Raw genomic sequence first — 20,570 nt, forward strand, 5'->3', positions numbered from 1 at the left:
CTCCATGACCTGCCCGCCGGCCTGAGCGACGTCCATCCGGCGGTAGCACCCCGGCCGGGAGATACCGTGCTGGACAAGGACAGCGCGGTCCTTCCTCGACACCGGACTCGGTGATCTGCTGAACGAGAGAGCAGTGCGTCGTGTGATCGTCACTGGCTTCGCCACCGAGTACTGCGTCGACTCCGCCAGTCGCAGCGCCCTTTCGCGTGGCTACGACCTCGTGCTGGTCTCCGACGGACACACCACACCGGCACGCCCGCCCGGCGCTACGCCATCGGCCGCTCAAATCATCGCCCACCACAACACGACCTTCTCAACCATCCAGTACGCCGGACGCTCCATCACCGTCACGTCGGCTGCGCAAATTCGCCTTGATGCCGCGCCGACGAGTTGAGCAACATGCCCGGATGAGCGGGCGGGATCGCCGTCCGCGGCCTCCTGCCCGTACATGATCCGCCGGACAGGACCTCGTCCGTCCGGCTCTGTCGCTCCTCAGCCCTCGCCGAGTTGCGCGAATCTCCCCTGATGGAAGAGCAGAGGTCCGTCGGGGGCGTCGCCCGTGCCCAGCGCGTCCACCCGGCCCACCACGATCAGGTGGTCGCCGCCGGTGTGCACCGCGTGGATCGTGCAGTCGATCCAGGCGAGCGCGCCGGTCAGGCGCGGGGAGCCGGAGACGGGGGCCGGGTCGTGGGCGACGCCCGCGAACTTGTCCGCGCCGCTCACCGCGAAGGAGCGGCACAGCCCGCCCTGGTCGCCGGCGAGGACGTTCACGCAGAAGACGCCCGCGCGGGCGATCCGCGGCCAGGTCGTCGACGTACGGCCGACCATGAAGGCGACCAGGGGCGGGTCGAGGGAGAGGGACGAGAACGACTGGCAGGCGAAGCCGGCGGGGGTGTCCTCGCCGGGCGCGGCGGGAGCCGTGACGACGGTGACGCCCGTCGCGAAGCTGCCGAGGACGCGGCGGAACTCGGCCGGTCCGACCGGCGCCCGCTCGTCCTCGCCGACGCATCTGAGCTCCGGGCGCGGCAGAGCGTCCACGGGCAGGGGAGCCCCGGCCGACCTGAGGTAGCGGACGGCTGCCGCGGCCGCCCCTGCGTGTCCCATCACGCCTCCCATTGAAGCTGACGGACCATCAGATGTGAAGGGTCAGCGGCCCCGGTACTCGGGGGTGGTGCGCTGAACGAAGCTGCGTACGCCCTCCCGGGCGTCCTCGGTCGTCATGTTGATCTCCTGCGCGGCCGCCTCCGCGGCGAAGGCGGTGGCGCGGTCGGAGTCGAGCGAGGCGTTGACGAGCTGCTTGGTGAGGGCGAGAGCGCGGGTCGGCCCGGCGGCCAGCCGTCCGGCCCACTCACGCGCCGTCTTGTCCAGCTCCCCGTCCGCGACCACCCGGTTGACCAGGCCCAGGCGTTCGGCGTCGGCGGCGCACAGGGCGTCGCCGAAGAACATCAGCTCCTTCGCCCGCTGCGGTCCGACCAGCCGGGGGAGGAGATACGCCCCGCCGCCGTCCGGTACCAGGCCCCGCCGTACGAACACCTCGATGAAGCGGGCCGATTCGGCGGCCAGGACGAGGTCGCAGGCGAGCGCGAGATGGGCGCCGAGGCCCGCCGCCGTGCCGTTCACGGCGGCGAGCACCGGCTTCTCGCAGTCGAGGACGGCGGCGACCAGCCGCTGCGCGCCCAGACGCAGGGTGCGGGCCACGTCGCCCGCGATCCGCTCGCCCGAGCCGGCACCGCCCCGCAGGTCCGCCCCCGCGCAGAAGCCGCGGCCCGTGCCGGTGAGGACGACGGCCCGTACGTCCGGGTCGGCCGAGGCGTCCGCGAGCAGGGCGATGATCCGGTCGCGCTGGCCGGGGGTGAGGGCGTTGAGGGTCTCCGGCCTGTTCAGCGTGATGTACGCGACCCGGTCCGCGGTCGCGTGCAGCACCCACGTCCGCTCGGTCACCGGCACACCGCCAGCGCGTCCAGGGCCACGGCTCCCTGCCCCTGGGGCAGCACCATCAGCGGGTTGATGTCGAGCTCCGCGAGATCGTCCCCGAGCTCCAGCGCCATCCGCTGCACCCGCAGCACCACTTCGACGAGGGCGTCGAGGTCGGCGGGCGGGCGGCCGCGCACCCCGTCGAGCAGGGCCCGCCCGCGCAGGCCGCCGAGCATGTCCCGGGCCTGGTCCTCGCCGAAGGGCGGCACGCCGACGGCGACGTCCCGCAGGACCTCGACCAGCACCCCGCCGAGCCCCACCGTGACCGTGGGCCCGAACAGCCGGTCGTGCGTCACCCCGACGACCATCTCCACGCCGCGCTCGACCATCTGGCAGACGAGGACGCCGTCCAGGGACACCCCTTCGTGCCGGGCGATGTCGGTCAACTCGCGGTAGGCGTCCCGCACCTGGCTCGCCGAGGTGAGCCCGATCTTCACCAGCCCCAGCTCGGTCTTGTGGGCGATCTGCGCGCCGGACGCCTTCATCACCACCGGGTAGCCGACCAGGCTCGCCGCGCGGACGGCCGCCGCCGCGCTGGTCACCAGCTGCTCGCGCGGGACGCGGATCCCGTACGCCCGCAGCAGCTGCTTCGCCGCGTGCTCGCTGAGCTGCCGGCCCGGGCGCATCAGCGCCTGCGCCTTGCGGAACGAGGGCGAGGTGGCGCGGGGGGCCTCGTCGAAGGGCGAGCGGTAGCCGGTGACGAAGCGGTGATGGTCGAGGTAGGCGCGCACCGCGGTGATGCAGTTCGCGACGGTACGGAAGGTGGCGACCCGCGAGGAGCCCAGCAGGACCTCCCGGTAGGCGGGTTCGGTGCCCACGGGAGACCCCCACACCACGCAGACCAGCTTGTCCGTGCGCTCGGCAGCGTCCACCAGGTCCCGCACCAGACGGTCGCTGAGCGGCGGGAAGGGGCCGGTGATCGGGCAGATGAGGACCCCCACCTCGGGGTCGTCGAGGATCGCGTCGATGATCTTCCGGCCGCGCTCGTCGCCGACCGGGTGCCCGCCGTTGTCGACCGGGTTGGCCACGCTCAGGTACTCGGGTATCCACCGGTGCAGTTCGGCCCGCTTGCTCGCGGAGAGCTCCGGCAGCCGCAGTCCCGCCTCCGTCGCCAGGTCGGCGAAGTGGGCGCCGGTGCCGCCGGAGATGGAGTAGACGACGACACCCTCGGCGCGCGGCGGGCGGGCGCGGGCCAGCAGGGCGGCGGTGTCCTGGAGTTCGTCCAGCCCGTCCACCCGGATCACCCCGAACTGCCGCATCGCCGCGTCCACCACCGTGTCCGAGCCGGTCAGCTTGCCGGTGTGGGAGGCGGCCGTGCGGGCGCCGGTCCCGGTGCGGCCCACCTTGACCGCGACGACGGGCACCTTGCGCCGCGCGGCCCGGTCGGCGGCGAGCAGGAACGACCGGCCGTCCTTCAGCCCCTCCACGTAGCAGGCGATGGCGCCGACCTCGGGCCGCTCGGCGAAGTAGGAGATGAAGTCGGCGGTCTCCAGGTCGGCCTCGTTGCCGGTGGGCGCCCAGTGGGAGAGGCGGATGCCGAGCTCCTGGAGGGAGAAGACGGGGCGGCCCTGGTGCCCCGACTGGGTGATCAGCGCGATGGCCGGCCCGTCGAGGTCGTCCCGGAACCGCTCGAAGGCGTTGAGGTTGGTGTTGGGCCCCAGCAGCCGCATCCCGGACCGGGCCACCGCCGCGGCGAGCCGCTCCTGCGCGGCCGCGCCCTCGGCGCCGGTCTCGGCGAAGCCCGAGGCGAAGACGACCGCGAACTTCACCTTGGCCTCGGCCAGCTCCTCGATCACGGCGAAGGGGTCGGCGAGCAGCAGGACGGCGAGGTCGACCGGTTCGGGCAGGTCGGCGACCGAGCGGGAGCAGGGGATGCCGAAGACGGACGGGCGGGCGGGGTGCACGGGGTGCAGCCGCGCCCCGACGCGCTCCGCCCACGCCACCAGCTGGCGGGTGATGCCGGTGTTGGGCCGCCCCTCGGTGTCCGAGGCGCCGATCACGGCGACGGACTCGGGGCGGAAGAACCGGTCCAGGTCGGGTACGTCGGCGTACAGCGGCCGCCCGCCGACGTCGAGGTCGTCGACGTCCGCGGGCCGGCCGTGGACGGCGGGCCCGGGTTGCTCGCCGCAGGCGATGACCCGGGCCCGGCGGGAGTCGGTGGTGAGGGTGCCGTGGGTTGATCCAAGCATCGGTCCGCCCGCTCCTGTGTGACAGCAAATAACTGACGCACTGTCAGATTACTGAACTGACGCCCAGTCAGGAACGGGTCGGTTCCCAAATGGTCGCGGCCCGCTACAACTCCGCCAGCACCTCCTGCGCCACCCGCTCGCCCGAGCGCACCGCTCCGTCCATGTAGCCGTTCCAGTGGGTGGAGGTCTCGGTGCCCGCCCAGTGGATGCCGCCGACCGGCCTGCGCAGGGACGCGCCGTACTCGGTGAGCACCCCGGGGGGCGCGTAGGCGACCGGGCCGCCACGGGAGAAGCCCTCGTTGTCCCAGCGCTGCAGGACGAAGGCGGTCGGCGACTTGGCCTTGTCGCCGAAGTAGGTGGCGTAGTCCTTCAGCACGGCCGCCTTGACCTCGTCGGTGCTCGCGGCGTCGTGGGCGCGCATCTCGTCGGCCTCGATGAAGCCCATCAGGGCACCGTAGGAGGCGTCCGGCGGGGAGTTGTCGAAGGTCGAGCGGACCACGCCGGAGTCGCTGACGACCTGGCCGTTGAGGCCGTCGGCCCGCCAGAAGGGGCTGTCGTAGACGGCGATCGCCTTGCCGATGGAGCCCATCGGCAGCCGCTGGCTCATCTGGTCGCGGGCGGCCGGGAGCAGGGGATCGTAGGAGATGCGGGCCGCGAGCGGCGGCGGCACGGCGACGACCACCTTCTTCGCGGTCACCGTGATGCCGTCGGCCGTGACGAGGTAGGTGGCGCCGGACCGCTCGACCGAGCGCACCGGCGCGCTCAGCACCACCCGGTCGCCGAGGGCGGCGGCCAGCTTGAGGGGCACCTGCTGGGAGCCGCCGACGAAGCGGGACTCCTGGGCGCCGTTCGCGGTGTCGGTCAGGCGCTCCAGGGTGCCGACGTGGGACTCGTCGCCGGCCGCGGCGATGTAGAAGAGCACGAAGAGCAGCGAGAGTTCGCGGGGCTGCGCGGAGAAGATCGACGTACAGGCCACGTCCAGCAGGAACTTCGCCGAGGGGACGATCGCGTGGGCGTTCAGCCAGCTCTCGAAGGTCTGCTTGTCCCACTCGGCGGCCTTCGGCGCGGTCCAGGGGGCGTCCGGCGGGATCTGCTTGGCCATGTCGTCGAGGGACGCCTGCACGATCGCGGCGTTGGCGAGGCCCGCCGCGTCGACCGGCGGCACCGAGCCGAGGATGCCGTCGGTGGCGTACGGGGTCCTCGTGCCGTCCTTGTAGAGGAGGTTCTTGCCGGCGTTGTAGGTGGGGAAGGTCGCCACGCCGAGCGAGTCGGCGAGCGCCTTGATGCGGTCCTGGGTGGGGCCGATGAACTCGCCGCCGCCCTCGGTGAAGCCGCCGCCCGGCAGCGGCAGGTTGACGACCCGGCCGCCGACGCGGTCGCGGGCCTCCAGGACGGCCACGGTCTTCCCGCCGGCCACCAGGTCGCGGGCGGCGGTCAGGCCGGCGAGCCCGCCGCCGACGATCGCGACGTCCACGGTCCGCGAGGCGGCCGCGGCCGCCGGGCCGGCGGCGGTGCCGGTGAGGGTGACGGCGCCGGCAGCGGCGGCGGCACCGCCGAGCAGTGAACGCCGGGTCAGGGGGCGGGGGTTGTGCTGTCTTTCGCGTGCCACGTGCATCCTCCGGGTGGGGAGAGTGTGGGGCCAGAAAGTGAGCAGTGTTCAGATTCTGGCCCGTGAGGCGGCACACATCAACGCTCCCGGCACATCCTGCTCATGCGTAACGGGAGCGCCGGGAAAGGCGGTTGGGGGTTCCCTCGTCAGCCGGGCAGCCGGGAGAGGCTGTCCCCGCCCTTCTTCACGACGGTCTTCGCGATCTTCTCGGCGTCCCTCGCCACTTCGCGCAGCGTCCCGCTGATGGGCGTGGTGAAACCGGTGAAGTAGAGCCCGGAGGCCTGCTGCGGGGCGCGGGCGCCGTTCACCACGGGTCTGCCTCTCGCGTCGAGCACGCCGAGATGGCCGACGAGGCCCTCCAGCGCGCGGGCGTACCCGGTGGCGGCGACGACGGCGTCCGGTGCGACGCGGGTGCCGTCGGCGAGGACGACCTTGCCGCCCTCGAAGCCGTCGACGGCGGCCACGACCTCGACCTTCCCCGTGCGCACGGCGTCGATCAGGCCCACGTCCTGCACCGGGATCGCGCCCTCCCCGGCCCGGGTGCACAGGCCCGTGTCCGGGCGGGGCAGCCCCTTCTCCGTCAGGTCGGGCACGCTCAGCTTCGCCAGCGGCCGCGCCAGCCGGTCCACGACCCCGGCCGGCAGCCGCCGCACCATCACGCCCGTGTACTGGGCGGCCCATCCGGCGGTGGACCGCCGCACGATGTGCGGAACCGTCCGTACCGACAGCCGCACCCGCGAGGCCCCGCCCTCCACCAGGTCGACGGCGATCTCGGCGCCGCTGTTGCCGGCTCCGACGACGAGGACGTCCCGCCCGGCGTAGGGCGTGGCGTTGCGGTACTTCCCGGCGTGCACGAAGTCGCCCTTGTAGGTGTCGCGTCCCGCCCACTGCGGGACGTACGGCGTGTGGTTGTGCCCGGTGGCGACGACCACGGCGGCGCCGGTCAGCGCGCGCCCGCCGGTCGCGTGCAGCAGCCAGCCGGTGCCGTCCGGGGAGCGCTCGACGCGGGAGACCTCGACGCCGGTGACGATCTCCAGCGCGTGCGCCTCGGCGTACTTCTCCAGGTACCGCACCATGTCGTCCCGGGCCACCCAGCGCCCGAACCGGCGCGGCATGGGCAGCCCCGGCAGGGCCGACAGACGGCGGGTGGTGTGCAGGTGGAGCCGGTCGTAGTGGCGCCGCCAGGCCGCACCCACGTGGTCGGACTTCTCCAGGACGACGGCGCGTATGCCCCGGACCCGCAGCGTGTGCGCCACGGAGAGTCCTGCCGGTCCGCCGCCGATGATGTAGACGGGGCGGTCCGTGGGGGTTGGGGACGGTATGGAGTCGGCCATGAGCGCGAGCGTAATCACGCACCGGGTTGATGGGTCTCGGTCAAGCCCGGAATCGGTTTCGAATTGATCACGAGTGTAGGAGGAGTGGGTGGGGCTTGTGACGTAGGCCACCTGGTTGTGGTGGTACGTGGTGCACGCCGTCGCCGGGACCGGCCGGGGCGGGCGGACGGTCTCGCCGGTCGTCCGCCGGGATTCCGGGAGGACGCGCGCGGGTGCGCGGCCGACGCGCGGGGTTCCGGGCCGCCCGTATCTGACGTACCGTCAGATCCATGGACTCGATCTGGCTCAGTGGTGCCGAGTGGCTGGCCGTGCTGCGCATCGGCCTCGGGCTGTGGTGGCTGGAGAGCTGGCGGCACAAGGACCGCAAGGCGTGGTGCGAGCGCGGCACCGGCATCGCGTGGGCGGCGTCGATCGCGGCGAAGCACCGCTGGAACGCCGTCCGGTCCGGCTTCGAGGTCATGGTGGCGCCGCGGCCCCGGACGATGGCGTACGTGGTGGTCTACGCGGAGCTGGCGATCGGCCTCGGCCTGGTCGCCGGGTTCCTGACACCGGTCGCGCTCATCGGCGCGCTGCTGTTGAACGTCCTCTACTTCACGCTGATGATCCACGAGGTGGCCGAGCAGGGGCAGAACTCGATGATGGCCCTGATGTCGGTGGTCGCGCTGTTCGCCATGTCGTGGCAGACCTGGTCGCTGGACGGCGCCATGGGACTCTTCGGATGAGCGCCCCCCGCTTCGACGTGCCGGAGGCCGACGCCTTCACGCGCACCTACTGGGACGCGGCGGCGGCGGGCCGGCTGCTGATCCGCCGGTGCGGGGCCTGCGGGCGGGCGCACCACTACCCGCGGGAGTTCTGCCCCTTCTGCTGGAGCGAGGACGTCGCCTGGGAGCGGGCGAGCGGCCGGGCCGTGCTCTACACCTGGTCCGTGGTGCACCGGAACGACCTGCCGCCCTTCGGGCAGCGGACGCCGTACGTCGCCGCCGTCGTCGACCTCGCGGAGGGGCCGCGGATGATGACGGAGGTCGTGGAGGCGGCCGAGAGCGGACTGCGGGCGGGGATGGCGCTGCAGGTCGCGTTCCGGGAGGGGGCGCCCGTCTTCCGCCCGCGCGGCTGACGCGGACCATGCCGGTGCGCCGGCCGGCCGCAGGGGTTTCAATGGGCCCGTGGCCTCCACCGACGAACACCTCAGCGCCGTCCTGCCCGACCTGCACGGTCCCGGCATCCGGCTGCGCGGGTGGGACGCGGAGTCCGACGCGGACGTCGCGGCCTGGCTGCGCGGGACCACCGACCCCGAGTTCCGGCGCTGGAACACCCCGCACCGGCCGATCACCGACGCGGCCGGCGCGCGGGATTCGCTCTGCGCCAAGACGCGGCTGACGGCGGAGGGCGGCGCGGCGTCGTACTGCGTCGTCGACGCCGCGAGCGGGGCGGTCCTGGGGCATGTCGGCGTCAACGCCATCGACCCCGTCCAGCGCCTGGCCCGCGTCGGCTACTGGGTGCTCCCCGAGGCCCGCGGGCGGGGCGTCGCCGGGCACGCCCTGGCTGCGGCCTCCCGCTGGGCGCTGACCGAACGGGCGCTGCACCGGCTCGAACTCGGCCACGCGCTCGGCCACGAGATCTCGTGCCGGGTCGCCGAGCGATGCGGCTACCGGTACGAAGGGACCCTGCGCGGCGCGATGTTCGAGGCGGGCCGCCACGACGCCTTCCGGGACGTCCATCTGCACGGGCGGCTGGCGACGGATCCGCAGCCGGCGATCCCGTAGCCGGGGCCTCCGGAAAAACGGGAAGGCGCCCGGGGCCGCCGTGAGCGATCATGAGGCATGCGGCCCGACGACTGGCACCTCATCGACGACCTGCCCGAATTCCTGGCCCGCGCGGGGGAGTTCCTGCGCTCCAGGCCCGCCCTGCACACCGTCCCGCTGACGGTGACCGAGGGGCTGCGCACCCGAGGACCGGACACCTACGGCGACGAGACGCCCTACTTCGGCGTGCTGGAGCGCGCGGGCACGGTCCGGGCGGTCTACTTCCGCACCCCGCCCTACCCGCTCCAGGTCACACCCCTCGCCCCCGAGGAGACCGACGCGCTCGCCGCCCACCTGGCCGGCCGGGGCCGTGACCTGCCGGGCGTCTCCGGCGAGCGCGCCACGGCCGCCGCGCTGGCCGGCGCCTGGGAGCGGCACACGGGTGCGGCGGCGGCGCTGCACGAGCGCCAGCGGCTCTACCGGCTGGGCGCGCTCACGGTTCCGCAGCCGTGGCCCGCCGGGCGGGCGCGGATCGCCGGAGCGGCGGACCGGGAGCAACTGGTGTGCTGGTACGGCGAGTTCACCGAGGCCGTCGGCCACGAGGCGCCCTCGCGCGCGGAGAGCTGGGCCGACGCGCGCATCGCCTCCGGCGGGCTCACGCTCTGGGAGGACGCCGACGGCAGCCCGCTCTCCATGGCCGGCACCACCCCCATGGTGGCGGGCCAGATCCGCGTCGCCCCCGTCTACACCCCGGCCCCGCTGCGCGGCCGCGGCTACGCCGGTGCGGTCACCACCGAGGTCAGCCGGGCCGCGCAGGCGGCCGGCGCGGACGAGGTCCTGCTCTTCACGGACCTGGCCAACCCGACCAGCAACGCCCTGTACCGGCGGATCGGGTACCGGCCGGTGGCGGACTTCGCGGTGTACCGCTTCACCGCCTGAGCGCCGAGCCCCGAGCCCCGAGTCCTGAGCCCTACGGCCACAGCAGCTCGCGTGCCCAGCCCTGCGGCGCGCGGCGGTAGTGCAGCCGTACGTGGCGCCGCCGTTCGTCGCCCTGGAAGAACTCCACCGACTCCGGGCTCAGCCGGTACAGGGTCCAGGTCGGGACCGGCGCGTCCGGTTCCCGCCGGGCCTGCTCCCAGGCCGACCGCGAGGTCTGCGCCAACTCCTCCAGCGAGCCGAGGACCTCGCTCTGGCGGCCGGTCAGGGCGGCGGCCAGGGCGCCGGTGGAGCGGGCGTGCAGATCGCCCTGGGACTCCCGCGCCGGTGCGGCGGTGACCGGGCCGCGCAGGCGGACCTGGCGGCCCAGCACCGGCCAGTAGAAGGCGAGGGCGGCATGCGGGCGGGCGGCCAGCTGCGTGCCCTTGTGGCTGGACGCGTGGGTGGCGAACGACCAGCCGTCCTCGTCCGCGCCGTGCAGCATCACGATCCGCACGTCCGGCAGGCCCGCCGGGTCCGACGTGGCCAGCGACATCGTGTGCGGCTCCCGCTGGCCGGCCGCCACCGCCTCGGCGAACCAGGTGGTGAACAGGGGCAGCGGCGCGGCGGGCGCGGCCGCCGGGTCGAAGGGCGGCAGTTCCGTCACCTCCGGGTCCCACACCCGAAGCGACCTCAGCAGTTCGTGCAGATCCGTTCCCATGGCCCGATTGTCACGTGCGGCGCGGCTCAGACCGTGCCCAGGTCCGAGGACACCCAGCGCTCCGGCCGCATCCGGACGACGACCTGCTCGCCGTGGTTCTTCCAGGCGAAGTCCACGTAGCCGTCGACCTTCCCGGCGGGAAGGTAGCGCGCCGACATCTCCCTGAGCTGCTCGACGGTGGCGGGTTCGGTCGCCGTCACGGGGCCTTCCACGGACACGTAGCGGATGGTGGGCTCCAGCCGGTCGACCATGAGGCAGAAACGGCCCGCGGCGGCGATCAGCTCGTTCTTGCGGGACGCCCTGCCCGTCATGATCCACACGCTGCCGCCGGGTTCGTACCGGTACCAGATCGGCACGGTCAGGGGGGCGCGTCCCTCGCCCGCGTCCACCGCCAGCGCGGCGATGTGCGGCTCGGCGAGAAACGCCTCGCGTTCTTCGCGGTTCAGAGCCATGTCGGTTCCTCCATACGCCGAAGGTGCCTGCGCAGTACGTTGATCCCGGGGCCGGCCACGTTCTTCGAGGGAGAGGCGGTGCAACCGGTGCGGCGGTCACGGCAGTTCACGGGCACGGCCCTCACCGCCGTCCTGCTGCTGCTCGGTTCCCTCACCGCCTGTGCCGGCGACGGGAAGGCGTTCTCCCTCTCCGCACCCGAGATCTTCTACGCTCCGGTGAACGGCGGCAAGAAGGTCTTCCCCCTGCGTGTCGACGGCCCCGGGTCCTCCACCCCGGGTGCCCGGCGGCTGACCGTGGACGTCGAGGCGGGCTCGGAGGGGGCCGTGCGGCTGCGCGACGACAGCGCGAACTGCCGGGGCGGTGCCACCCACATCGTCTGCGAGGGGCCGGCCGCGCGCCTCATCGGCCTCACCACGGACGCGTTCGCCACGCTCGCGGCGCGGGGCAGCAAGCCCGGTGACAGCGGATATGTCCGGCTGACGTACGTCCTGACGGACGGCAGGAAGCTCACCGCGCGCACCCGGGTGGTCGTGGGGGAGCCGGTGCTGGAGCTGCTGACTCCCGCGCCGGACGAGGGAGTCCGCCCCGGCGCCGAGGTGACGGCCCCGGTGGTCGTCCGCAACGCCGGCGACGTGCCCGTGCGGGGGCTGGCGCTCGTCGTCAACGCCGGAGATCTCCAGTTCGTGCAGCGCTACGCCAACTGCCGCTACCCGGAACTGCAGCACGGCAGCCAGGCGGTGTGCGGCTTCCCGGACGTGCGGATCGCGCCGGGGCGGAGCGTCACCGTCCGGCCCGGTCTGCGGCTGCGCGCGTCCAGGACGACGATGTACGGCTCCTTCGACCGCATGGTCTGGCCGCTGAAGGCGGGGCCGGGCCCGAACCAGAGCTTCTCCGAGGGGGGCGGGCACGGGGACGGGCCGGTCCTGCGGGCCGAGGCGACGAAGACGCCTTCGGGCACGTTCACCGAGGCGGGCGACTTCGTCGACGTCCTGCTCGCCACCGGCGCCGACTACGAGGTCTCGGGCGCCGACCTGCACGGCGACCCGGGCGACACCCGCAGGATCCGCCTCACCGTCCGCAACAACGGGCCGGGCGACCCCGGCTCGTCCACCCGGCTCGTCTTCGCCCCGCCGACCGGCACCACGGTCCTCAAGGAGCCCATGACGGAGATCGACGACGGCGAGTACGAGCCCTACTGCGACCACGACGGGGCCACGTACACCTGCGACGTCAGGCGCCTGGCACCGGGCACGTCCCGCACCTTCGGGTTCACCCTGCGCCTGGGCGGACCCGCCACCGGCGGTGTGCGCCTGGAGGACAAGCGGCCCGGCCCGTCCGGCCCCCGGGACAGGTCGGGGCGGCACGATCCCGACGCGAGCAACGACGAGGCGGCCGTCGACGTCACCGGCTGACGGCCGGGCGCCGGGGACGCGCAGAACCGGTGCGCAGGTCTCACCGCCCCAGCACCACGGTCCCCGCGGAGCAGAACCAGCCGCCCGTGCCGGACGCCACACCCAGCCGTGCGGGCGCGCCGTCGCGCCCCCGCACCTGACGCGCGCCCGCCTCCCCGCGCAGCTGCCGCACCGCCTCCACCAGCAGGAACAGGCCGCGCATCCCGGGGTGCTGGGCCGACAGCCCGCCCCCGTCCGTGTTCACCGGGAGCTCTCCGCCCTCGACCCGCAGCCGCCCCTTCTCCACGAACGCCCCGCCCTCGCCCTTCGCGCAGAACCCCAGGTCCTCCAGCGTCACCAGGGTCATGTAGGTGAAGGCGTCGTAGAGCTGCGCGAAGTCCATCTCCCCGGGGCGCACCCCCGCCCGCTCGAAGGCCAGGCGTCCGCTGACCGCCGCCGGGGACACCGTGAAGTCCCGCCACTCCGACATCGCGGCGTGCGAGACGTGCTCGCCGGTGCCGAGCACCCAGACGGGGGCGGTGCGGCAGTCCCGCACGTACTCCTCGGCCGCGAGCAGCACGGCCGCGCCGCCGTCGGAGCGGATGCAGCAGTGCAGCTTGGTGAAGGGGTCCGCGATCATCGGACCGGACAGCACGTCGTCGACCGTGACCGGGTCGCGGAACATGGCGTCGGGATTCAGGGCGGCGTTCGCCCGCGCCTGCACGGCCACCTCCGCCAACTGCTCGACGGCCGTGCCGTGTTCGATCATGTGGCGGCGGGCGGCCATGGCGTACTTGGCGATCAGCGTGTGGCCGTAGGGCACCTCGAACTGGAGCGGGCCGTGGGCGCCGAAGGACAGGTTCCCGGTGCGCCGCCCCGCCTTGACGTCCGCGCGGGCCGTGGAGCCGTAGACCAGGAGCACCGCGTTCGCGTGCCCCGCCGCTATCGCGTCCGCCGCGTGCGCCGCCATGACCTCCCACGTGCAGCCGCCGACGGAGGTGGAGTCGACCCAGGTGGGACGCAGCCCGAGATACTCGGCGACCTCCACGGGGGCCAGCGTGCCGAGCCCGGCCGAGGCGAAACCGTCCACCACCCCACGGCCGAGCCCCGCGTCGGCCAGCGCACGGCGGGCCGCCTGGGCGTGCAGGGCGTAGGGGGTCGCCTCCTCCACCCGCCCGCAGTCCGACAGGGCCACACCGACCACGGCGACGTTCCGGCTCCCGCGACTCATGAACGGCCTCCTGCCCCTGGGCATATCGCTCCGGCCCTCCTAATATGACGGACCGTCAGATCCGTAGGGAAGAGGGGAAGGCCATGGACGCCGGCTTCACCGCGGAGCAGGACGAGATCCGCCGCACCCTGCGCGAGCTGCTCGCCAGGCGCTGCGGACCCGAGGCGCTGCGCGCCGCCCTCGACACCCCGGCCGGGCACGACCCGGCCCTGTGGACGGCGCTGGCCGACCGGCTCGGGCTGCCCGGACTCGCCCTCCCGGAGGCGTACGGCGGCGTCGGCTGCTCGGTGACGGAGCTCGCCCTGGCGGCGGAGGAGACGGGCCGCGCGCTCGCCCCCTCCCCCTTCCTGGCCACCGCCGTCCTCGCCGCGCCGCTGATCCTCGCCCTCGGCACCGGCGCCCAACGGGCCCGTCTGCTGCCCCGGCTGGCCTCGGGCGCCCTCACCGCCACCCTCGCGGTCCCCGGCGCCGCGCTCGCCACCGCCCTCGCCCTGACCGGCGACAACGGCGGGGAGTGGGCGGGCGGCGGACGGGCCGGGGGCGTGCAGGCCCGGCGCGCGGGCGAGGGGTGGCGGCTGTACGGGCAGGCCGAGCAGGTGCTGGACGGGCACAGCGCGGGCCTGTTGCTGGTCGCCGCGCACACCGGGGGCTTCGCCCGCTCGCGGACGCTGCTCTTCCTGGTGCCGGGGGACGCGGACGGGGCCGTGCGGACACGGCAGACCGCGCTGGACGCCACCCGGCCCCAGGCGCGTGTCCAACTGCGCGAGGTGGAGGCCGAGCTGCTGGGGGAGGACGGCGCCGACGTGCTCGGGGCGCTCGCCCGTACCGGGGACACGGCCGCCGCCGTCCTGGCCTGCGAGGCCGTCGGGGCGGCCGACCGGGCGCTGGAGCGGACGGTGGCGTACGTGCGCGGGCGGGAGCAGTTCGGGCGGGCGATCGGGTCCTTCCAGGCGGTCAAGCACCGGCTGGCCGACGTGTACGTGCGGGTGCAGGCGGCACGGTCGGCCGCCTACTACGCGGCCTGGGCGGCCGCGCACGACGAGCGGGTGGGCGGGCTCGCCCTCGCGCAGGCGCTTCAGGCCCTGCGCACCGCGGCCGCCGAGGGCATCCAGCTGCACGGCGGCATCGGGTTCACCTGGGAGCACGAGGCCCACCTGTCCTTCAAGCGGGCCGCCGGCGACGACCTGCTCCTCGGCCCGGTGCACCGGCTGCGGGCGCACGCCGCGCACGCGGCGCGGCTCTTCGAGGGCCGGGAGGTGACGGTGTGATCGGCGAGCGCGCGGTGCAGCGGCTCTCCTCGACGCGCGGCTTCGCGAAGGTCGCCCCGCACGTCGTCCCCGTCCTCGACCGCGCCGTCCACCGGCTCACCCGCGGCCGGGTGCTGCCCAGCGCCCGGATGCTCCCGGGGGCCATCCTCACCTCCACGGGCGCCCGCAGCGGGCTGGCCCGCCGCACGCCCCTCGCCTGCATGCCCGAGGAGGGCGGCCGCAGCTGGATCCTCGTCGGCTCCAACTTCGGCCGCGCGGACCACCCGGCCTGGACCCACAACCTGCTCGCCCACCCCGACGCCGGGATCGACTGGAAGGGCACGGAGATCCCGGTGCGGGCCCGGCTGCTGCGAGGGGAGGAACGCGCGCGGGCGTGGCGGAGCGTGCTGACCTTCTGGCCGCCGTACGCCACCTACCAGCGGCGGGTGGCGCGGGAGCTGCGTGTCTTCCGGCTCACCCGGCGGCCGTCATAGCGCGTGCTGCGCCAGCAGGAGCGCGCCGATGCCGAGCATCGCCGCCCCCGAGGTGCGGCTGACCGCGCGGGCCGCGGTGGGACGCGCCGCGAGCAGGGCGCGGGCGGTGACACCGACGGTCGTGTAGACGGCGGTGCAGCACGCCATGTGCAGCAGGCCCAGTACGGCCGTCTGCGCGGCGACGGGCGGGTGTGCGCCGCCGGTGGCCAGGAACTGGGGCAGCACCGAGAGGTAGAGCAGCAGGCCCTTGGGGTTGAGGCCGCTGATCGCGGCACCGCGCAGGAAGAGCCCCCCGGACCGCTCCCCGGCGTCCGCCGGCGGTGCCGCCGGGCGGCGCAGCACGCTCCAGCCCAGCCACACCAGGTATCCGGCTCCCGCGACCGTCAGCGCGGTGAGCAGCCCGGGTGAGCTCGCCACCAGGACGGCGAGGCCGGCGACGGCGAGCGCCGTGTGCACCGCGTACCCGGCGACCAGCCCCGCCACCGCCCGCGCCACCGGCCGGCCGCGCACCCCGGCCGCGATCACGTACGCCCAGTCCGCCCCCGGTACGCAGACGAGGAGCAGGTCGAGGGCGAGGAAGGAGAGCAGGGGTGCCGCGTTCATGAGGGGGACATTAGGCGCGAACGGAGCGAAGGTGTTCCCGAATTTTGCCCGTGATCGGGGCATCAATGGAAGAATCTTCTTCATGGACGACGTGGACAGGCACATCCTTGCCGAGCTTCAGCGGGATGGGCGGCTGACCGTGACCGAACTGGCCGCGCGGGTGCGCCTCAGCGTCTCGCCGTGCCACCGGCGGCTGCGTGAGCTGGAGCGCTCGGGAGCCATCAGCGGTTACCGCGCCGTCGTCGAGCCCGCGGCCGTCGGGCTCGCCTTCGAGGCGCTGGTCTTCGTCTCCATGCGGCAGGAGGACCGGGAGACGGTCGCGGGGTTCGAGCGGGCGCTCGGCGAGGTGGCGGAGGTGGTGGAGGCGCAGCGGCTGTTCGGGGAGCCGGACTATCTGCTGCGGGTCGTCGCCGCCGACCTGGCCGGCTACCAGCGGCTGTACGACGAGCGGCTGGCCACGTTGCCCGGGGTGCAGCGGCTCACCTCCACGCTGGTGATGAAGCACGTGGTCAGGGACCGTCCGCTGCCCGCACAGCACAACAGGCGGTGATCCACGGGATCGACCGTGAACCACCGCCTGCCAGACAGGACTTGGGGGCCTGGATACCGGAAAAAAGGGGGGCGCGGCCCGCTACTTCGTCGGCTTCCTTCCCGTCACGCCCAGGTGCACCAACAGCGCCAGATTCGGCTTGAGTTCGGCCTGCTTGACGCCCCAGGTCTGGAAGCCCTTCTGGTGCGAGGCGACGGCCGCGAGCATCGCGACCAGTGAGCCGGCCACCGCGGCGGGGTTCACGTCCTTGTCGACGCGGCCCTTGGCCTGGAGTTCGGCGACCGAGTCGGCAAGGGAGTTGTTCACGGAGTTCAGGATCTTCATGCGGATCTTGTAGAACCGCTTGTCGCCCTCGGCCGCACCGAGGTCGACCACGCGCAGGATCGCGTCGTTCCGGCGCCAGAACTCCAGGAAGCCGTCGACGAGTTCCTGCGCGGTCTGCCAGCCGGCCTTGCCGACCCACGACCGGCCCTCGAGCAGCTCGGTCAACCCGGCTCCCTCGGTGGCCATTTGCTCGGCGATCTCCAGGACGGCGCCTTCGACGTCCGGGAAGTACTGGTAGAAGGTGGCGGGCGAAGTGCCCGCCTTCCGGGCGACATCGATGACTTTGACGTCCCGGTAGGGGGAGGAGCTGAGCATCTCGCTGAGGCAGTCGAGCAGCTTCTGCCGGGTCGCCTGCCCACGCCGGCCGGCCACGCGGCCGTCGACGGTACGCACTTGTCCTGTCATGCCGTCAGCTTACCGAGGGGTGATCGGAGCGCGATTCGGCCGACTGCAAATGGGGTGCATGAGGGCGTGGAGGCGGGTGTGCCTGGTCTGCGGGCCGCGTGCGCCGCGGTTACTTTGGCGCTATGGCCGAAAACAGGGCAGCCGCGTACACGGAGGGCGTCCCGTGCTGGGTGGACGCACAGCTTTCCGACGTGGAGGCGGGCAGGCGGTTCTACGGTGAGCTCTTCGGGTGGACCTTCGAGGACCGGCCCGAGGTGCCCGGCTCCTGCTGGGCGCGGCGCGAGGGGGAGGCGGTCGCCGGGCTCGCGCGCAAGACGGACGGGCGGCTGCCGACCGTGTGGACGGTGTACTTCGCGACGCCGGACGCGGAGGGGCTGGCCGACCGGATCCACGCCGCCGGCGGACAGGTCGTGACCACACCCGTGCCGCTGGCGGACCTGGGCACGTCCGCGCTGGTCACCGACCCGGAGGGCGCCGTCTTCGGCCTCTGGGAGCCGGCCGGCCATCCGGGTTTCGGCAGGCGGCACGAGACCGGCACCTTCGTCTGGGCGGAGCTGTACGCCCGCGACACCGAGGCCGCCAACGTCTTCTACGGCGAGCTCTTCCACGAGGCCCTGTTCGGGCCGGACGCCGAGCCCGACTTCGGGCGGGCGCCGGTCTCGGAGGTCTTCCCGGCCGAGATGCCGCCGCACTTCCTGGTCCACTTCGGCGTCGACGACTGCGAGGCCGTTCTCGGTACGGTGAGCCGTCTCGGCGGTCGGATCCAGGCGCCACCATTCGAGACGTCGTACGGAAGGGTGGCCGTCGTCACCGACAATCAGGGGGCATCGTTCGCCGTACTGGAGCGACTGAACCAGACCGAGCGATGAAACGTACCCATTTGGGGTGAGACATCCCGACTCGACCCCGGGTTCGCAACCAGTGCCCGGGCCAGGAAGAATCGGGGTGCGTGCCGCCATGGCGGTGCGGTGGTGAGACGCTGCACGGGGTCGCGTGCAAAGGTGGGCGGCGCGGCCCGGACGGGGAGGTGGCAGGCAAGTGGTGGATCAGCTGACGCAGCACGATCCGCGGCGTATCGGTCCGTTCGAGGTGCTGGGACGGCTCGGTGCCGGCGGCATGGGGCTGGTCTATCTCGCGCGCTCGGCGTCCGGCCGGCGTGTGGCGATCAAGACCGTCCGTACGGAGCTCGCCGAGGACCAGCTGTTCCGCGTCCGCTTCTCGCGTGAGGTCGAGGCCGCCCGTGCGGTCTCCGGCTTCTACACGGCGGCCGTGGTCGACGCCGACGCCCGTGCGGCCGTGCCGTGGCTGGCCACCGCCTACGTCCCCGCGCCCTCCCTCGAGGAGATAGTGAACGACTGCGGGCCGCTCCCGGCCCAGGCGGTGCGCTGGCTGGCGGCCGGTGTCGCCGAGGCGCTGCAGTCGATCCACGGCGCGGGGCTGGTGCACCGCGACCTGAAGCCGTCGAACGTGCTCGTCGTGGAGGACGGTCCCCGGGTCATCGACTTCGGTATCGCGTCCGGTGTCTCGAACACGCGTCTGACGATGACGAACGTGGCCGTGGGCACGCCCGCGTACATGTCGCCGGAGCAGGCCAAGGACTCGCGCAGCGTGACCGGCGCGAGCGACGTCTTCTCGCTCGGCTCGATGCTCGTCTTCGCCGCGACCGGGCACCCGCCCTTCCACGGCGCCAACCCGGTCGAGACGGTCTTCATGCTGCTCAGGGAGGGGCCCGACCTCCAGGGCCTGCCCGAGGAGCTGCGCCCGCTGATCGAGTCCTGCATGCAGATGGAGGCCACGGGCCGCCCGAACCCGGCCGACCTCCAGGCCCAGCTGGCCCCGCACCTCTTCGGCTCGGGCTCCGACGACAGCGGCACGGCCTCGGCCTGGCTGCCGGAGAAGGCGGTCGCCCTCATCGAGGGGCGGCGCAACGGCCGCCCCGCGGTCAAGCCCGGCGCCCAGGGCGGCGGCCGCGGCGCAGGCGGCGCGCGGCCCGGGGGCGTGCCGCCCCTGCCCCCGCACGACCCCGTGGTGCCGGTGGCCGCCGGCGTCCCCGACACCGGACCGGTGCGGCTGGCCGGCGCCCAGGTGCCCATCGGGCCCGGACCGCGGGTCTCCGACGTGCGCGCCGCCGCCGTGCAGGCGCCCCCTCCCGAAGCGGCACTGGCCGGCACCTGGTCCAAGCCGCGCCCCGGCGTCAACGGCGCCGACCCCGTCGTGCCCACGGCGCTGCCCTCCGCGCCCCCCGAGGCCCCGGCGGGCTGGCGCCCCTGGCGCTTCCGGATGTCGAACGACGTGTGGGGCACCCCCTCGGTCGCGGGCGACCTCGTCTACGTCACCTCCTTCGAGGTGCACGCCCTGGACGTGGCCACCGGCCGCCGGCGCTTCAAGACGCGGGACGTGGCCTGGTCGATGGCGATCTCGGACGGCCGGATCCACGCCTCCGACGGGCCCACCCTGTTCGCCCTGGACTGCCGCGAGGGAGCGGACCTGTGGCGGCTGTCCACCGACGCCTGGGTCTACTCGCTCCAGGCCGACCGGGGCACGGTCGTCACCGGCACGCGCGGCGGCGGCGTCCAGGCGTGGGAGGCCGCCGGCGGGCAGAAGCTGTGGGAGCTCACCGGAGCCCAGACCGACTTCGAGTCGCCCGAGGCGGGGCCCGCGGTGCACGACGGCACCGTCTACGTCTGGCAGGACGCCCGGCTGCGCGCCCTGGACGCCCGTACGGGCGACGAGCGCTGGTCGTACCCGATCGGCGACGCGGCCTCCTGCGGCGGGGTGCCGCTGCGGGTGACGTACGCGCCGGACGGCCATGTGTACGTCTGCGCCGGCAGCCGGGTGCTGGCGATCGAGGTGGCGAGCGGCCGGGTGCGCTGGCACTTCGAGGCCCCGGCGGTCTTCCTCAGCCCGCCCACGTTCGCGCCGGGCCCGGCGGTGACCGGCGGTGGCATCTATCTCGCCGACTACCTCGGCACGGTCTACGCCCTCGACGCCGCCGACGGCCGCGACCGCTGGCGCATCGCCACCGAGTCCCGTGCGTCGACCGAACCGGTGCTGGTGGCGGCGGGGCATGTGCACGTGGGCAGCGGCAAGGGGCTGTACACCCTGGACGCGGTCACCGGCACGCCCAAGTGGCGCTTCCAGTCGGGCGGCGAGATCGTGGGCGCCCCGGCGGTGGCCGCGGGCCGTATCCACTTCGGCTCGACCGACCATCTGCTCTACACGCTGAAGGCCGACGACGGACGGCTGCGCTGGAAGCTGGCGACCGGCGGCGAGATCACCGGCTCGCCGGTGGTCAGGGACGGCGTCGTGTACGCGTGCAGCAAGGACCGCTGCGTGTACGCGCTGGACGCGGAGAAGGGCACCGGAACGGCCCGTACCACGTAGGCGG

The 20,570-nt window shown here is 73.9% G+C and carries 21 protein-coding genes; 11 read left to right on the top strand and 10 right to left on the bottom strand.

All coding sequences use genetic code 11. From position 1 onward, the window contains the following. Nucleotides 1–61: 61 nt before the first annotated feature. Nucleotides 62–394 (top strand): isochorismatase family protein, encoded by a 333-nt coding sequence (locus ACIRPX_RS07290; protein WP_404190242.1) that lies wholly within the window; start codon nucleotides 62–64, stop codon nucleotides 392–394. A gap of 98 nt (nucleotides 395–492) precedes the next feature. Here the strand turns inward: ACIRPX_RS07290 and ACIRPX_RS07295 are convergent, their stop codons facing one another. From ACIRPX_RS07295 to ACIRPX_RS07315, 5 genes are all read right to left on the bottom strand, one after another. Beyond that, the gene (locus tag ACIRPX_RS07295) at nucleotides 493–1,104 is read right to left on the bottom strand and encodes a flavin reductase family protein (RefSeq protein ID WP_404190245.1); all 612 of its coding nucleotides are present in this window, start codon (nucleotides 1,102–1,104) and stop codon (nucleotides 493–495) included. Between the two features lie 42 nt (nucleotides 1,105–1,146). After that, complete coding sequence (locus ACIRPX_RS07300; RefSeq protein ID WP_404189531.1) at nucleotides 1,147–1,947, bottom strand: enoyl-CoA hydratase/isomerase family protein; 801 nt, start codon at nucleotides 1,945–1,947, stop codon at nucleotides 1,147–1,149. Then, the gene (locus ACIRPX_RS07305; RefSeq protein ID WP_404189534.1) at nucleotides 1,938–4,163 is read right to left on the bottom strand and encodes an acetate--CoA ligase family protein; all 2,226 of its coding nucleotides are present in this window, start codon (nucleotides 4,161–4,163) and stop codon (nucleotides 1,938–1,940) included. The genes ACIRPX_RS07300 and ACIRPX_RS07305 overlap by 10 nt, the downstream gene beginning before the upstream one ends. 103 nt (nucleotides 4,164–4,266) lie before the next feature. Next, nucleotides 4,267–5,772, bottom strand: a complete 1,506-nt coding sequence (locus ACIRPX_RS07310) for a flavin monoamine oxidase family protein (RefSeq protein ID WP_404189537.1) — start codon at nucleotides 5,770–5,772, stop codon at nucleotides 4,267–4,269. Between the two features lie 146 nt (nucleotides 5,773–5,918). After that, the gene (locus ACIRPX_RS07315; RefSeq protein WP_404189539.1) at nucleotides 5,919–7,106 is read right to left on the bottom strand and encodes a flavin-containing monooxygenase; all 1,188 of its coding nucleotides are present in this window, start codon (nucleotides 7,104–7,106) and stop codon (nucleotides 5,919–5,921) included. 269 nt (nucleotides 7,107–7,375) lie between these two features. Here ACIRPX_RS07315 and ACIRPX_RS07320 point away from each other — a divergent pair, with 269 nt between their 5' ends. Genes ACIRPX_RS07320 through ACIRPX_RS07335 form a run of 4 tightly spaced genes read left to right on the top strand, consistent with a single transcriptional unit; the run spans nucleotide 7,376 to nucleotide 9,787 of the window. Next, complete coding sequence (locus ACIRPX_RS07320) at nucleotides 7,376–7,828, top strand: DoxX family protein (protein WP_404189541.1); 453 nt, start codon at nucleotides 7,376–7,378, stop codon at nucleotides 7,826–7,828. Continuing rightward, on the top strand, nucleotides 7,825–8,220 hold the full coding sequence (locus tag ACIRPX_RS07325) for a Zn-ribbon domain-containing OB-fold protein (RefSeq protein ID WP_404189544.1): 396 nt from the start codon (nucleotides 7,825–7,827) through the stop codon (nucleotides 8,218–8,220). The genes ACIRPX_RS07320 and ACIRPX_RS07325 overlap by 4 nt, the downstream gene beginning before the upstream one ends. A 49-nt stretch (nucleotides 8,221–8,269) precedes the next feature. Continuing rightward, nucleotides 8,270–8,869: a GNAT family N-acetyltransferase gene (locus tag ACIRPX_RS07330; RefSeq protein ID WP_404189546.1), complete on the top strand. Its 600-nt coding sequence runs from the start codon at nucleotides 8,270–8,272 to the stop codon at nucleotides 8,867–8,869. Between the two features lie 57 nt (nucleotides 8,870–8,926). Continuing rightward, a complete protein-coding gene (locus ACIRPX_RS07335) occupies nucleotides 8,927–9,787 on the top strand; it encodes a GNAT family N-acetyltransferase (protein WP_404189548.1) in 861 nt (286 codons plus the stop codon). Nucleotides 9,788–9,818: 31 nt separating this feature from the next. Here the strand turns inward: ACIRPX_RS07335 and ACIRPX_RS07340 are convergent, their stop codons facing one another. Together ACIRPX_RS07340 and ACIRPX_RS07345 are read right to left on the bottom strand one after the other, a co-directional pair. Then, nucleotides 9,819–10,484, bottom strand: a complete 666-nt coding sequence (locus ACIRPX_RS07340; RefSeq protein ID WP_404189550.1) for a pyridoxal 5'-phosphate synthase — start codon at nucleotides 10,482–10,484, stop codon at nucleotides 9,819–9,821. Between the two features lie 26 nt (nucleotides 10,485–10,510). Continuing rightward, nucleotides 10,511–10,936: a pyridoxamine 5'-phosphate oxidase family protein gene (locus ACIRPX_RS07345; protein WP_404189552.1), complete on the bottom strand. Its 426-nt coding sequence runs from the start codon at nucleotides 10,934–10,936 to the stop codon at nucleotides 10,511–10,513. A 78-nt stretch (nucleotides 10,937–11,014) separates the two neighbouring features. Between ACIRPX_RS07345 and ACIRPX_RS07350 the strand changes: the two genes are divergently transcribed. Beyond that, complete coding sequence (locus ACIRPX_RS07350) at nucleotides 11,015–12,349, top strand: hypothetical protein (RefSeq protein ID WP_404189555.1); 1,335 nt, start codon at nucleotides 11,015–11,017, stop codon at nucleotides 12,347–12,349. A gap of 40 nt (nucleotides 12,350–12,389) precedes the next feature. Here the strand turns inward: ACIRPX_RS07350 and ACIRPX_RS07355 are convergent, their stop codons facing one another. Further along, complete coding sequence (locus ACIRPX_RS07355) at nucleotides 12,390–13,559, bottom strand: thiolase C-terminal domain-containing protein (RefSeq protein ID WP_404189558.1); 1,170 nt, start codon at nucleotides 13,557–13,559, stop codon at nucleotides 12,390–12,392. A gap of 83 nt (nucleotides 13,560–13,642) precedes the next feature. Between ACIRPX_RS07355 and ACIRPX_RS07360 the strand changes: the two genes are divergently transcribed. Together ACIRPX_RS07360 and ACIRPX_RS07365 are read left to right on the top strand one after the other, a co-directional pair. Next, nucleotides 13,643–14,827: an acyl-CoA dehydrogenase family protein gene (locus tag ACIRPX_RS07360; RefSeq protein ID WP_404190248.1), complete on the top strand. Its 1,185-nt coding sequence runs from the start codon at nucleotides 13,643–13,645 to the stop codon at nucleotides 14,825–14,827. Then, on the top strand, nucleotides 14,824–15,300 hold the full coding sequence (locus tag ACIRPX_RS07365; protein ID WP_404189561.1) for a nitroreductase/quinone reductase family protein: 477 nt from the start codon (nucleotides 14,824–14,826) through the stop codon (nucleotides 15,298–15,300). The genes ACIRPX_RS07360 and ACIRPX_RS07365 overlap by 4 nt, the downstream gene beginning before the upstream one ends. On the opposite strand, the gene ACIRPX_RS07370 is transcribed toward ACIRPX_RS07365, so the two are convergent. Continuing rightward, the gene (locus ACIRPX_RS07370) at nucleotides 15,295–15,903 is read right to left on the bottom strand and encodes a LysE family translocator (protein WP_404189564.1); all 609 of its coding nucleotides are present in this window, start codon (nucleotides 15,901–15,903) and stop codon (nucleotides 15,295–15,297) included. The two genes, ACIRPX_RS07365 and ACIRPX_RS07370, sit on opposite strands and share 6 nt — an antisense overlap. A gap of 82 nt (nucleotides 15,904–15,985) precedes the next feature. Here ACIRPX_RS07370 and ACIRPX_RS07375 point away from each other — a divergent pair, with 82 nt between their 5' ends. Then, nucleotides 15,986–16,453 carry an Lrp/AsnC family transcriptional regulator gene (locus tag ACIRPX_RS07375; RefSeq protein WP_404189567.1) on the top strand — a complete coding sequence of 156 codons (468 nt, stop codon included), beginning with the start codon at nucleotides 15,986–15,988 and terminating at the stop codon, nucleotides 16,451–16,453. 81 nt (nucleotides 16,454–16,534) lie between these two features. Here the strand turns inward: ACIRPX_RS07375 and ACIRPX_RS07380 are convergent, their stop codons facing one another. Next, a complete protein-coding gene (locus ACIRPX_RS07380; RefSeq protein WP_404190251.1) occupies nucleotides 16,535–17,170 on the bottom strand; it encodes a TetR family transcriptional regulator in 636 nt (211 codons plus the stop codon). 134 nt (nucleotides 17,171–17,304) lie between these two features. Between ACIRPX_RS07380 and ACIRPX_RS07385 the strand changes: the two genes are divergently transcribed. Both ACIRPX_RS07385 and ACIRPX_RS07390 read left to right on the top strand, forming a co-directional pair. Beyond that, complete coding sequence (locus tag ACIRPX_RS07385; protein WP_404189570.1) at nucleotides 17,305–18,051, top strand: VOC family protein; 747 nt, start codon at nucleotides 17,305–17,307, stop codon at nucleotides 18,049–18,051. A gap of 169 nt (nucleotides 18,052–18,220) precedes the next feature. Beyond that, nucleotides 18,221–20,566, top strand: coding sequence for a PQQ-binding-like beta-propeller repeat protein (locus ACIRPX_RS07390; protein ID WP_404189573.1), 2,346 nt, complete (start codon nucleotides 18,221–18,223; stop codon nucleotides 20,564–20,566). The last annotated feature ends 4 nt before the right edge of the window (nucleotides 20,567–20,570 follow it).

Source organism: Streptomyces sp. NPDC101225 (assembly GCF_044767585.1).
Lineage (GTDB): Bacteria > Actinomycetota > Actinomycetes > Streptomycetales > Streptomycetaceae > Streptomyces.